At 64.8% G+C, this 13,179-nt stretch carries 7 protein-coding genes; 6 read left to right on the top strand and 1 reads right to left on the bottom strand.

The genetic code is table 11. The features are described 5' to 3' along the window. Positions 1 to 24 precede the first annotated feature (24 nt). Positions 25 to 738, top strand: coding sequence for a ribose-5-phosphate isomerase RpiA (gene rpiA / locus H9532_RS01985; RefSeq protein ID WP_296365304.1), 714 nt, complete (start codon positions 25 to 27; stop codon positions 736 to 738). 14 nt (positions 739 to 752) lie between these two features. Here the strand turns inward: rpiA and hisD are convergent, their stop codons facing one another. Next, positions 753 to 2,102: a histidinol dehydrogenase gene (gene hisD / locus H9532_RS01980; protein WP_296365302.1), complete on the bottom strand. Its 1,350-nt coding sequence runs from the start codon at positions 2,100 to 2,102 to the stop codon at positions 753 to 755. A 100-nt stretch (positions 2,103 to 2,202) separates the two neighbouring features. Here hisD and rpsT point away from each other — a divergent pair, with 100 nt between their 5' ends. The 5 genes from rpsT to H9532_RS01955 all read left to right on the top strand — a co-directional run bounded on the left by rpsT (position 2,203) and on the right by H9532_RS01955 (position 13,144). After that, positions 2,203 to 2,505: a 30S ribosomal protein S20 gene (gene rpsT, locus H9532_RS01975; protein ID WP_296365300.1), complete on the top strand. Its 303-nt coding sequence runs from the start codon at positions 2,203 to 2,205 to the stop codon at positions 2,503 to 2,505. Positions 2,506 to 2,560: 55 nt separating this feature from the next. Continuing rightward, positions 2,561 to 3,382, top strand: a complete 822-nt coding sequence (locus tag H9532_RS01970; RefSeq protein WP_296365298.1) for a TatD family hydrolase — start codon at positions 2,561 to 2,563, stop codon at positions 3,380 to 3,382. Between the two features lie 333 nt (positions 3,383 to 3,715). Beyond that, on the top strand, positions 3,716 to 7,006 hold the full coding sequence (gene rpoB, locus H9532_RS01965; RefSeq protein ID WP_296365296.1) for a DNA-directed RNA polymerase subunit beta: 3,291 nt from the start codon (positions 3,716 to 3,718) through the stop codon (positions 7,004 to 7,006). Between the two features lie 80 nt (positions 7,007 to 7,086). Continuing rightward, on the top strand, positions 7,087 to 8,991 hold the full coding sequence (locus H9532_RS01960; protein WP_296365294.1) for a DNA-directed RNA polymerase subunit gamma: 1,905 nt from the start codon (positions 7,087 to 7,089) through the stop codon (positions 8,989 to 8,991). A gap of 46 nt (positions 8,992 to 9,037) precedes the next feature. Beyond that, the gene (locus tag H9532_RS01955; protein ID WP_296365292.1) at positions 9,038 to 13,144 is read left to right on the top strand and encodes a DNA-directed RNA polymerase subunit beta'; all 4,107 of its coding nucleotides are present in this window, start codon (positions 9,038 to 9,040) and stop codon (positions 13,142 to 13,144) included. The last annotated feature ends 35 nt before the right edge of the window (positions 13,145 to 13,179 follow it).

Below are 13,179 nucleotides of genomic sequence, written 5' to 3'. Positions count from 1 at the left end.
TCACGGGCCAGAAAGAACGGCGTGATGGCGGACCTTCAGGACCAGATGAAGCAAGCGGTGGCTGCTGCTGCCACCGAACAGATCCGCAGCGGCATGGTGGTGGGTCTGGGCTCCGGCTCCACCGCGGCGCTGATGATCCAGGCCCTCGGCGCCAAGCTCAAGAGCGGCGAGCTCACCGACATCGTGGGTGTCACCACCTCCTTTCAGGGTGAAGTGCTGGCGGCTGAGCTCGGCATCCCTCTGCAAAGCCTCAATGCGGTGGATCGCATCGATCTGGCCATCGATGGTGCCGATGAAGTGGATCCCTCCTTCCAGCTGATCAAAGGTGGCGGTGCCTGCCACGTGCAGGAAAAGCTGGTGGCCGTCCGGGCCGAGCGTTTTGTGGTGGTGGTGGATTCCACCAAGCTTGTGGACACCCTGAACCTGGGCTTCTTGCTGCCGGTGGAGGTGCTGCCCGGTGCCTGGCGCCAGGTGCAGGCTCAACTCAAAGCAATGGGCGGAGATGCCCAGCTGCGGATGGCGGTGAAGAAGGCCGGCCCGGTGGTGACCGATCAGGGCAACCTGGTGCTCGATGTGAAATTCGTCGGTGGCATCACCGATCCGGTGACCCTCGAGCGCACCATCAACAACCTGCCCGGCGTTCTGGAGAACGGGTTGTTCGTGAACATCACCGACCAGGTGCTCGTGGGTGAGATCAACGATGGTGTGGCCGGCGTGCGCGATCTGGTGAAGCGCTGAGCTGGCCGGCGCGCTCAGCGCAGCCGCAGCCGCACCGATTCGCCGTGGCTGTGCAGCCCTTCGCTGTCAGCGAGGGTGGCCGCGGCGCCACCGGTGGCCTCCAGGGCCTGGCGGTTGAACTGGATCAGGCTGGTGTGGCGCAGGAAGGTTTCCACGCAGAGAGCACCGGCGAAACGGGCCGTGCCTGAGGTGGGCAGGGTGTGGTTGGGCCCCGCCAGGTAATCGCCCACGGCCTCCGGGGTCCAGGCCCCCATGAAGATGGCGCCGGCGTGCTGGATCTGTTCGGCCAGCGGTTCCGGCCGTTCCACCTGCAGCTCCAGGTGCTCGGGCGCAAAGCGATCACTCAGGCGTGCTGCCTGATCCAGGCTGTCGCACACCACGATCAGTCCCCAGTCGTTGAGGGCCTGGCGGGTGATGGCGGCGCGGGGGTGACCGGTCAGCTGCGCTTCGATCGCGGCCGGCACCGCCGCTGCCAGCTCGGCGCTGGTGGTGAGCAGGATGGCGGCGGCGAGCGGGTCGTGCTCCGCCTGGGCCAAGAGATCAGCGGCCACGTGCTCCGCGTTGGCGCTGTGGTCGGCGATCACCAGTACTTCGCTAGGGCCCGCCAGCGAATCGATCGATACCCGGCCGTACACCGCTTTTTTGGCCAGGGTCACGTAGAGGTTGCCGGGGCCGGTGATCACATCCACCCGCGGGATCGATTCGGTGCCGTAGGCCAGGGCGGCAACCGCCTGGGCGCCACCCACGCGGTAAATCTCTTCAACGCCTGCCAAATGGGCGGCGGCCAAAACGGTTTGGTTCACGCGGCCATCCGGACCCGGCGGCGTGACCATCACCAGGCGCTGCACGCCGGCCACGCGGGCGGGCACCGCATTCATCAGCACGGTGCTCGGGTAGCTGGCCCGGCCGCCGGGCACATAGAGGCCAGCCCGTTCCACGGGCCTCCAGCGGCGCCCCAGGCGCTCACCATGCACGCCTGTCACCTGCAGGTCCGCAGGTTTTTGGCGTTGGTGGAAATCCACGATGCGCCGGTGGGCCAGCTGCAGGGCTTCCTGCAGATCGGTCGGGGTGGCCGCCCAGGCGGCCGCGAGCTCAGCGGCCGGCACCCGCAGGGGATCGGGCCGGACGCCATCGAAGCGTTCGGTGAGCTCCATCAAGGCAGCGTCGCCCTGGCTGCGCACCTGCTCCAGGATCGCGTCCACCCGCTCCGCAGCCTCGCGGCTCTGGCCGCTACCGGTGCGCTCGGCGATCGCTTCGAGGCGGTGCCCGGCGGCCTCCACGTCATGCAGCAGCTCAATGTGCAGCGGTGCAGGGTCGCCGCTGGTTTGGGCTGGTGCGGCGGCGCTGGCAGCGGTGGCGCTCATGGCCTCGGGCGTTCTTGGTTCAAGCTAGTGGCCCGGGCTGCCTGCCTCGGTCGGGCCTGGGAGTAGAGTCTTCGTTTGCCGTGCCAGTGCAGTACAGCCTGTGGCCAATAACAAGTCGTCGAAGAAGCGCGTTCTGATCGCCGAGCGCAATCGCCTGCACAACCGCACCTACAAGTCTGCGGTGCGCACCCTGATGAAGCGCTGCCTCGCCGCCTGCGTGGCCTACAGCCAGGAGCCTGGTGATGCGGCCAAGCAGGCCGTGCAAACCACCATGAGCGCTGCCTTCAGCAAGATCGATAAGGCTGTGAAAGTGGGTGTGCTGCATCGCAACAACGGCGCCCATCAGAAGTCGCGCCTGAGCGCTGCTGTGAAGAAGGCTGTTGAGCCCGCTGCCAAAGCCTGATCGGCTTCGGTGTGCTGCGTTGTCTAGGGTTCGGGCTTCGCCTGAACCCTTTCTTATGGCTGCGGCCGTCGCCCTCGAGAGCCTGGATGCTCCCCTGATCGACAGCCACTGCCACATCGTCTTCCGAAATTTTGACGACGACTTGGAGGAGGTGGCCCAGCGCTGGCGTGATGCCGGCGTGGGGCGCCTCCTTCACGCGTGTGTGGAACCTTCGGAGATCCCGGCGATCCGGGCTCTGGCCGATCGCTTTCCGGAGCTGCGCTACGCCGTGGGCGTGCATCCGCTGGATCCTGAGCATTGGCAGAGCGACACGCCGGATGTCTTGAGGGCCGCCGCCCTCGACGACCCCCGGGTGGTGGCGATCGGCGAGCTGGGCCTGGATCTGTTCCGCGACAAGAACCTGGATCACCAGCTGACGATGCTGCGGCCCCAATTGGATCTGGCTGTGGAGCTGGATCGGCCCGTGATCATTCACTGCCGCGATGCGGCGGAGCCGATGCTGGCTGAGCTGCGGGAGCGCGCCGGCCGTGGTGCCTGCCCCCGCGGGGTGATGCATTGCTGGAGCGGCACCCCGGAGGAGATGGCCGGTTTCCTCGAGCTGGGCCTGTTCATCAGCTTCAGCGGCAACGTCACCTTCCCCAAGGCCACCGACACCCACGCCTGCGCTCAGCTGGTGCCGGCCGATCGCTACCTGGTGGAAACCGATTGCCCGTTCCTGGCGCCGGTGCCCCGGCGCGGCAAGCGCAACGAGCCTGCTTTCGTGGCGGCCGTGGCCGAGCGGGTGGCCGAGCTGCGCGGCGAGACCCTGCAGGCGGTGGCGCGCCAGAGTACGGCCAACGCCTGCGCCCTGTTTGGGGCCGGGCTTCACAATGTATGATGTTTCATTGGCCTGGCAGCGGGTTGTGGTTTATCCGAGCCCTCTGCAGCCTGAAAGCGCACGCCACTGTTCTGGCGCGCCTGCCCGTCCCCCTGGTGCTGTTGTCTTTCCGGTTCGAGTTGTCGTTGTCTCCTGGGTTGAAGCGAGCTGAATAGGTCTGCCGGCTGGCCAGTCTCTCCGTACGGAGGGGCTGGCTGTGTCGTCTCTCGTGCCATTCGTGATGCCAGTCGGCGCTGAGCGCGCCGGTCCAGGCCCATCGCTCCCTTCACCGCCCAGCAGGCCTCGCTTGTCCAGGTCCCCGTCGTCCCCCACCCGTTCCTGCAGGTTCCCCGCATGAGCAGCGCGATCCAGGTCGCCAAGACCGCCACTTACCTGCCCGATCTGGTGGAGGTACAGCGCGCGAGCTTCAAATGGTTTCTGGAGAAGGGCCTGATCGAGGAGCTTGAGAGCTTCTCGCCGATCACCGATTACACCGGCAAACTCGAGCTGCACTTCATCGGTAGCGAGTACCGCCTGAAGCGCCCCCGCCACGATGTGGAAGAGGCGAAGCGTCGTGACGCGACCTTCGCCTCGCAGATGTATGTGACTTGCCGCCTGGTCAACAAGGAGACCGGCGAGATCAAGGAGCAGGAAGTGTTCATCGGGGAACTGCCCCTGATGACCGAGCGCGGCACGTTCATCATCAACGGCGCTGAGCGCGTGATCGTGAACCAGATCGTGCGTTCACCCGGCGTCTATTTCAAAGACGAGCAGGACAAGAACGGCCGGAAGACCTTCAACGCCAGCCTGATCCCCAACCGCGGCGCCTGGCTGAAGTTCGAAACCGACAAGAACGATCTGCTGCACGTTCGCGTCGACAAGACCCGCAAGATCAACGCCCACGTGTTGATGCGGGCCATCGGCCTGTCGGACAACGACGTGCTCGACAAGCTGCGGCACCCCGAGTACTACCAGAAGTCGATCGAAGCCGCCAACGACGAAGGCATCGCCTCGGAAGACCAGGCCCTGCTGGAGCTCTACAAGAAGCTGCGTCCAGGTGAACCGCCCTCGGTGAGCGGTGGTCAGACCCTGCTGCACAGCCGCTTCTTCGATCCCAAGCGCTACGACCTGGGCCGCGTTGGTCGCTACAAGATCAACAAAAAGCTGCGTCTCACCATCCCCGACGCCACCCGCACCCTCACCCCTGAGGACGTGCTGAGCACGATCGATTACCTGATCAACCTCGAGCTCGATGTGGGCGGCGCCACCCTCGATGACATCGACCACCTCGGCAACCGCCGCGTTCGCTCCGTGGGCGAACTGCTGCAGAACCAGGTGCGCGTGGGCCTGAACCGCCTCGAGCGGATCATCAAGGAGCGCATGACGGTTGGTGAGACCGAGAGCCTCACCCCGGCCCAGCTGGTGAACCCCAAGCCCCTGGTGGCGGCGATCAAGGAGTTCTTCGGCTCCAGCCAGCTGAGCCAGTTCATGGATCAGACCAACCCCCTGGCTGAGCTCACCCACAAGCGCCGCATCAGCGCCCTGGGCCCAGGTGGTCTCACCCGTGAGCGCGCCGGCTTCGCCGTGCGCGACATCCACCCCTCCCACTACGGCCGCATCTGCCCGATCGAGACCCCGGAAGGTCCGAACGCCGGTCTGATCGGTTCGCTGGCGACCCACGCCCGCGTCAACGAGTACGGCTTCATCGAAACCCCCTTCTGGAAGGTGGAGAACGGCATCGTGCTCAAGCAGGGCGATCCGATCTATCTCTCCGCCGACCTCGAAGACGAGTGCCGCGTCGCCCCCGGCGACGTGGCCACCGATGCCGATGGCCGCATCAAGGCTGATCTGGTGCCGGTGCGCTACCGCCAGGACTTCGAGACCGTGCCGCCCGAGCAGGTGGATTACGTGCAGCTCTCACCGGTTCAGGTGATCTCCGTGGCCACCTCGCTGATCCCCTTCCTCGAGCACGACGACGCCAACCGCGCCCTGATGGGCTCGAACATGCAGCGCCAGGCTGTGCCGCTGCTGCGCCCCGAGCGTCCGCTGGTGGGCACTGGCCTGGAAACCCAGGTCGCCCGCGACTCCGGCATGGTGCCGATCACCACCGTGAATGGCACGGTGGCCTACGTGGATGCCACCGCCATCGTGATCCGCGATGAAGAGGGCAACGACCACACCCACTACCTGCAGAAGTACCAGCGCTCCAACCAGGACACCTGCCTGAACCACCGCCCGATCGTGAAGCTCGGCGACCCGGTGATCGCCGGGCAGGTGCTGGCGAATGGTTCGGCCTGTGAGGGCGGCGAAATCGCCCTCGGTCAGAACGTGCTGATCGCCTACATGCCCTGGGAGGGCTACAACTACGAGGACGCGATCCTGGTGTCTGAGCGCCTGGTGCGCGACGACCTCTACACCTCGGTGCACATCGAGAAGTACGAGATCGAAGCCCGTCAGACCAAGCTCGGTCCTGAAGAGATCACCCGCGAGATCCCCAACGTTGCCGAGGAGAGCCTGGGCAACCTCGATGAGATGGGCATCATCCGCGTGGGCGCCTACGTGGAAAGCGGCGACATCCTGGTGGGCAAGGTGACGCCCAAAGGCGAATCCGATCAACCCCCGGAAGAGAAGCTGCTGCGCGCGATCTTCGGTGAGAAGGCCCGCGATGTGCGCGACAACTCCCTGCGGGTGCCCAGCACCGAGCGCGGCCGCGTCGTTGACGTGCGCATCTACACCCGTGAACAAGGTGATGAGCTGCCGCCGGGCGCGAACATGGTGGTGCGGGTGTATGTGGCCCAGCGCCGCAAGATCCAGGTGGGCGACAAGATGGCCGGCCGCCACGGCAACAAGGGCATCATCAGCCGCATTCTCCCCCTGGAAGACATGCCCTACCTGCCCGACGGCAGCCCCATCGACATCGTGCTCAACCCCCTGGGTGTGCCGAGCCGCATGAACGTGGGTCAAGTGTTCGAGTGCCTGATGGGCTGGGCCGCTTCGCACCTGGATTGCCGGGTGAAGGTGGTGCCGTTCGATGAAATGCACGGCCCCGAAACCTCCAAGAACACCGTTCAGGCCTACCTGGAGGCGGCCAAGGCGCAGCCCGGGAAGGACTGGGTGTACGACCCGGAGAACCCCGGCAAGATCCAGCTGATCGATGGCCGCACCGGCGAAGCGTTCGACCAGCCGGTCACCGTGGGCTACGCCCACATCCTCAAGCTGGTGCACCTGGTGGACGACAAGATCCACGCCCGTTCCACCGGTCCTTACTCGCTGGTGACCCAGCAGCCCCTCGGTGGTAAGGCCCAGCAGGGCGGCCAGCGTCTGGGTGAGATGGAGGTTTGGGCTCTCGAGGCCTACGGCGCCGCTTACACCCTGCAGGAACTGCTCACCGTCAAGTCCGACGACATGCAGGGCCGCAACGAAGCGCTCAACGCGATCGTGAAGGGCAAGCCCATCCCCCGCCCCGGCACCCCCGAGTCGTTCAAGGTGCTGATGCGCGAGCTGCAGTCGCTGGGTCTCGACATCGCGGTCTACACCGATGCTGGCGAGGAAGTGGACCTGATGCAGGACATCAACCCCCGCCGCAGCACCCCCAACCGGCCCACCTACGAATCCCTCGGCGTCGCGGATTACGACGACGACTGATTGCTGATCGATCCGGACCACCCCAGCGGGTGACCGTCTGATCCCTTCCGTTTCCTCCGACCTCCGCGCGCTACACGGCCATGACCAACAGCAATCTCCGCACCGAGAACCACTTCGACTACGTCAAGATCACCCTTGCTTCGCCGGAGCGGGTGATGCAGTGGGGGCAGCGCACGCTGCCCAATGGTCAGGTGGTGGGCGAGGTGACCAAGCCCGAAACCATCAACTACCGCACGCTCAAGCCGGAAATGGACGGCTTGTTCTGCGAAAAGATCTTTGGCCCTTCCAAGGATTGGGAGTGCCATTGCGGTAAGTACAAGCGGGTGCGGCACCGCGGCATCGTGTGCGAGCGCTGCGGTGTGGAGGTCACGGAGAGCCGGGTGCGTCGTCACCGTATGGGCTTCATCAAGCTGGCGGCCCCCGTGTCGCACGTTTGGTATCTGAAGGGCATCCCAAGCTATGTGGCGATCCTGCTCGACATGCCCCTGCGGGATGTGGAGCAGATCGTTTACTTCAACTGCTATGTGGTGCTCGATGCGGGCGACCACAAAGACCTCACCTACAAGCAGCTGCTCACCGAAGACGAGTGGCTGGAGATTGAAGACGAGATCTACGCCGAAGACTCGGAGATCGAGAACGAGCCCACCGTGGGCATCGGTGCTGAAGCCCTGAAGCAACTTCTGGAGGATCTCGATCTGCCCGTGGTGGCTGAGCAGCTGCGCGAGGAGATCGCCGGCTCCAAGGGCCAGAAGCGCGCCAAGCTGATCAAGCGCCTGCGCGTGATCGATAACTTCATCGCCACTGGCGCCCGTCCTGAGTGGATGGTGCTGGATGTGATCCCGGTGATCCCGCCCGATCTGCGCCCGATGGTGCAGCTCGATGGCGGCCGTTTCGCCACCTCCGACCTCAACGATCTCTATCGCCGTGTGATCAACCGGAACAACCGGTTGGCGCGTCTGCAGGAGATCCTGGCCCCCGAAATCATCGTCCGCAACGAGAAGCGGATGCTGCAGGAGGCCGTTGACGCCCTGATCGACAACGGTCGCCGCGGCCGCACCGTGGTGGGCGCCAACAACCGCCCGCTCAAGTCACTGAGCGACATCATCGAGGGCAAGCAGGGTCGCTTCCGTCAGAACCTGCTCGGTAAGCGCGTCGACTACTCCGGTCGTTCCGTGATCGTGGTGGGTCCGAAGCTGAAGATGCACCAGTGCGGTCTGCCGAAGGAGATGGCGATCGAGCTGTTCCAGCCGTTCGTGATTCATCGCCTGATCCGCCAGAACATCGTTAACAACATCAAGGCCGCCAAGAAGCTGATTCAGCGCGCCGATGATGAGGTGATGCAGGTGCTTCAGGAGGTGATCGAAGGTCACCCGATCCTGCTGAACCGTGCTCCGACGCTGCACCGTCTCGGCATTCAGGCGTTCGAGCCCAAGTTGGTGGATGGCCGCGCCATTCAGCTGCACCCGCTGGTGTGCCCCGCCTTCAACGCCGACTTCGACGGTGACCAGATGGCTGTGCACGTGCCCCTGGCGATTGAGGCCCAGACCGAGGCCCGCATGCTGATGCTCGCCAGCAACAACATCCTCTCGCCCGCAACGGGCGAACCGATCATCACCCCCTCTCAGGACATGGTGCTCGGTTCCTACTACCTCACCGCTGTCCAGCCCGACGGCGTGAAGCCTGAGTTCGGTGATCGCAGCCGCACCTTTGCTGGTCTGCGCGACGTGCTCGCGGCCTTCGATGAGAAGCATCTCACCATGCACGACTGGGTGTGGGTGCGCTTCAACGGTGAAGTGGATAGCGAAGACGAAGCCAAGGAGCCGGTGAAGGAAGAAACCCTGAGCGATGGCACCCGCATCGAGCAGTGGAACTATCGCCGCGATCGTTTGGATGAAGACGGCGCTCTGATCAGCCGCTACCTACTCACCACCGTCGGCCGTGTGGTGATGAACAGCACGATCATCGACGCGGTGGCCGCCGCCTGAGATCCCGGACGTTTTCCCCCTTCCTTATTCCTCTTCGCGCGCAGCCATGACCGCCACCCCCTCCAAGAAGACCAAGAAGTCCAGCAAGAAGGCCGCAGCTGAAGCTCCGGCACCCGTGCTCGGCGCCTCCGCTCCCCTGAGCAAGGCCGCTCCGGTGTTCCGTAACCGCACCATCGATAAGAAGCAGCTGCGGAACCTGATGGCGTGGGCCTATAAGAACCACGGCACCGCTTCCACCGCCTCCCTGGCGGATGAACTGAAGGATCTGGGCTTCCACTACGCCACCCAGGCGGCCGTGTCGATCTCCGTGGATGACCTACGCATCCCCGGTGAAAAGGCCCGCCTGCTCGAAGAGGCGGAGCAGCAGATCACCGACACCGAAGAGCGTTATCGCCTCGGTGAAATCACCGAGGTGGAACGTCACACCAAGGTGATCGACACCTGGACCGAGACCAACGAGCGTCTGGTTGAAGAGGTCAAGAAGAACTTCAACGAGAACGATCCACTCAACTCGGTGTGGATGATGGCCAACTCCGGCGCCCGGGGCAACATGTCCCAGGTGCGTCAGCTGGTGGGCATGCGCGGCCTGATGGCCAACCCCCAGGGCGAAATCATCGACCTTCCGATCCGCACCAACTTCCGTGAGGGTCTGACGGTCACCGAATACGTGATCTCCTCCTACGGCGCCCGTAAGGGTCTGGTGGATACCGCCCTGCGCACCGCCGACTCGGGTTACCTCACCCGCCGTCTGGTGGACGTGGCCCAGGACGTGATCGTGCGCGAGGACGACTGCGGCACCACCCGCGGCATCCCCATCGACGCCGATGACAAGGGCCGTTACGCCGCCAAGCTCGTGGGCCGTCTGGCCGCTGAGCCCGTGCTCGATGGCGACGGCACCGTGATCGTGGATCGCGACGGCGAAATCGACGCCCCCACCACCGCCCGCATTGAAGCGGCTGGCGTGAAGACCGTGGTGGTGCGCTCGCCCCTCACCTGCGAAGCCGCCCGTTCGGTGTGCCGCAAGTGCTACGGCTGGGCCCTGGCCCACAACGAACTGGTCGACCTCGGCGAGGCCGTCGGCATCGTGGCCGCCCAGTCGATCGGTGAGCCTGGCACCCAGCTCACCATGCGGACGTTCCACACCGGTGGTGTGTCCACCGCCGAAACCGGTGTGGTGCGCTCCCTCGTGGCCGGCACGATCGAATTCGACAGCAAGGCCCGCGTGCGTCCTTACCGCACCCCCCACGGTGTGGAAGCCCAGATCGCCGAGACCGACTTCACCCTCACCGTGAAGCCCAGCGGCAGCGGAAAGCCGCAGAAGCTCGGCATCACCTCCGGCTCCATCTTGTTTGTGGAGGCCGGCGCCGAAACCCCTGCCGACGTGATGCTCGCCCAGATCTCTTCCGGCGCCGCCGTGAAGAAGAGCGTGGAGAAGGCCACCAAAGACGTGATCTGCGATCTGGCCGGTCAGGTGCGCTTCGAAGATGTGATTCAGCCCAAGGAGGTCACCGACCGCCAGGGCAACATCACCCTCAAGGCCCAGCGTCTGGGTCGGATGTGGGTGTACAGCGGCGACGTGTACAACCTGCCGCCCAATGCCCAGCCGGTGGTGAGCGGTAACAAGCCCGTCACCACGGGTGAAGTGCTGGCCGAGAGCCGCCTGGTGAGCGAGTACGGCGGTGCCGTGCGCCTGCGCGAAAGCGCCGGTGACTCTCGCGAAGTGCAGATCGTCACCACCAGCCTCACCCTGAAGGACTGCAAGCTCGTGGGTGAATCCACCCACTCCGGTGAGCTGTGGCACCTCGAGGGCAAGGACAGCATTCGCTATCGCCTCAACACCCACCCCGGCACCAAGATCGCCAGCGGTGAGGTGATCGCCGAACTGGCCGACGATCGATTCCGCACCCAGACCGGCGGCATCGTGAAGTTCGCTCCTGGCCTGGCGATCAAGAAGGCCCGCAGTGCCAAGAACGGCTACGAGGTGAGCAAGGGCGGCACCCTGCTCTGGATCCCGCAGGAAACCCACGAGATCAACAAGGACATCTCCCTGTTGATGATCGAGGACGGCCAGTGGATCGAGGCAGGCACCGAGGTGGTGAAGGACATCTTCAGCCAGACCGCCGGCATCGTGACGGTGACCCAGAAGAACGACATTCTCCGCGAGATCATCGTTCGCTCCGGCACTCTGCACCACGTCTCCGACGCCAAGGCGATCAGCCGCTACAGCGACGGCAAGATGGTCAACCCCGGCGAAGAGATCGCCAAGGGTCTCAAGGCTGAGGCCATGGTGTTCGTGGAAGCAGTCGACACCCCCGAAGGTGGTGCCCTGCTGCTGCGCCCGGTCGAGGAATACCGCATTCCCGATGAGGCCCACCTGCCTGAGCTGGGCAGCGTCACCCAGAAGAATGGCCCCAGCCTCGGCCTCAAGGCCACCCAGCGCCTCGCCTTCAAAGACGGCGAGCTGATCAAGAGCGTGGAGGGCGTTGAGCTCCTCCGCACCCAGCTGATCCTGGAAACATTCGACACGACTCCCCAGATGACGGTGGATGTCGAGTCGGTGCCCGACAAGCGCGCCAAGACGATTGATCGTCTGCAGCTGGTGATCCTCGAGAGCCTGCTCGTGCGCCGCGACACCCTCTCCGACGCCAGCCACGGTTCCACCCACACTGAGCTCTCCGTCAACGATGGCGACTCAGTGAAAGCCGGCGATGTGGTCGCCACCACCCAGATCCTCTGCAAGGAAGACGGTGTGCTGGCCCTGCCCGAGATCGTGGATGGTGAGCCGATCCGCCGCTTGATCGTCGAGCGCGCCTCGGACACCCGCAGCATCGACCTCGGTTCCGCCAAGCCTGAGGTGGAAGTGGGTCAGCGTCTGGTGGACGGTGATCTGCTGGCCAAGGGTGTGGAAGCTCCCTGCTGCGGCCAAGTGGAGTCGGTGAGCGGCAACAGTGTCACCATCCGCATGGGCCGCCCCTACATGGTGTCGCCCGACTCGGTGCTGCACGTGCGCGACGGCGAACTGGTGCAGCGCGGTGACTCCCTGGCCCTGCTGGTGTTTGAGCGCCAGAAGACCGGTGACATTGTGCAGGGTCTGCCCCGTATTGAGGAGCTGCTCGAAGCCCGTCGTCCGCGGGAATCAGCCGTGCTCTGCCGCAAGGCCGGCACCGTGGAGATCAAGCAGGGCGAGGACGACGATTCCGTGGCCGTCACCGTGATCGAAGGTGATGACGCCATCACCGAATACCCGATCCTGTTGGGCCGCAACGTGATGGTGAGTGATAGCCAGCAGGTGAGCGCCGGTGAACTGCTCACCGATGGTCCGATCAACCCCCACGAGCTGCTCGAGTGCTTCTTCGAAGACCTGCGCAGCCGCAAGCCCACCCTGGAAGCGGCGATGGAGGCGATCTCCAAGCTGCAGTTCCGCCTAGTGCAGGAAGTGCAGAACGTTTACAAGTCGCAGGGCGTCACCATCGATGACAAGCACATCGAAGTGATCGTGCGCCAGATGACCAGCAAGGTCCGGATCGAGGACGCAGGTGACACCACCCTGCTGCCCGGTGAGCTGATCGAGCTGCGTCAGGTGGAGCAAGTGAACAGCGCCATGGCGATCACCGGTGGTGCTCCCGCTGAGTTCACCCCGGTGCTGCTGGGCATCACCAAGGCCTCGCTGAACACCGACAGCTTCATCTCTGCGGCCTCCTTCCAGGAGACCACCCGCGTGCTCACCGAAGCCGCCATCGAAGGCAAGAGCGACTGGCTGCGCGGTCTCAAGGAGAACGTGATCATCGGTCGCCTGATCCCGGCTGGTACGGGCTTCAGCGGCTTCGAGGAGGAACTGCGCGCCGAGGCGGGCCCCCACCCCGACATCCTCGATGAGGATGCGATGAACTACCGCCGCATGCAGAACCTGCGCCCCGATTACACGGTGGAGATGCCTGCAGCTCCTGCTGCTAGCAGCGCCGGTGCCCTGCTCGACGATCCCTCCGATGAGGATCTGGAAGCCACCCGCAGCCGCCATGGCATCGAGGCTTCGGCCAGCACCACGGCCGCCTTCACCCGCCCTACGGTTGAAGAAGGCCTGGAAGAGGAGTTGATCGCCGATCCTGAGGCGATGCAAGGTCTCCAGGACGAGGGTCTGCTCACCGACGAGTGATCCTTCGATCACCCATCTGCCCATCGAACCTCCGG

The sequence above is a fragment of the Vulcanococcus sp. Clear-D1 genome, from assembly GCF_014654725.1.
GTDB lineage: Bacteria > Cyanobacteriota > Cyanobacteriia > PCC-6307 > Cyanobiaceae > Vulcanococcus.
Note: the sequence above shows the minus strand (reverse complement) of the source record. Positions and strands in the feature narration are given on the sequence as shown.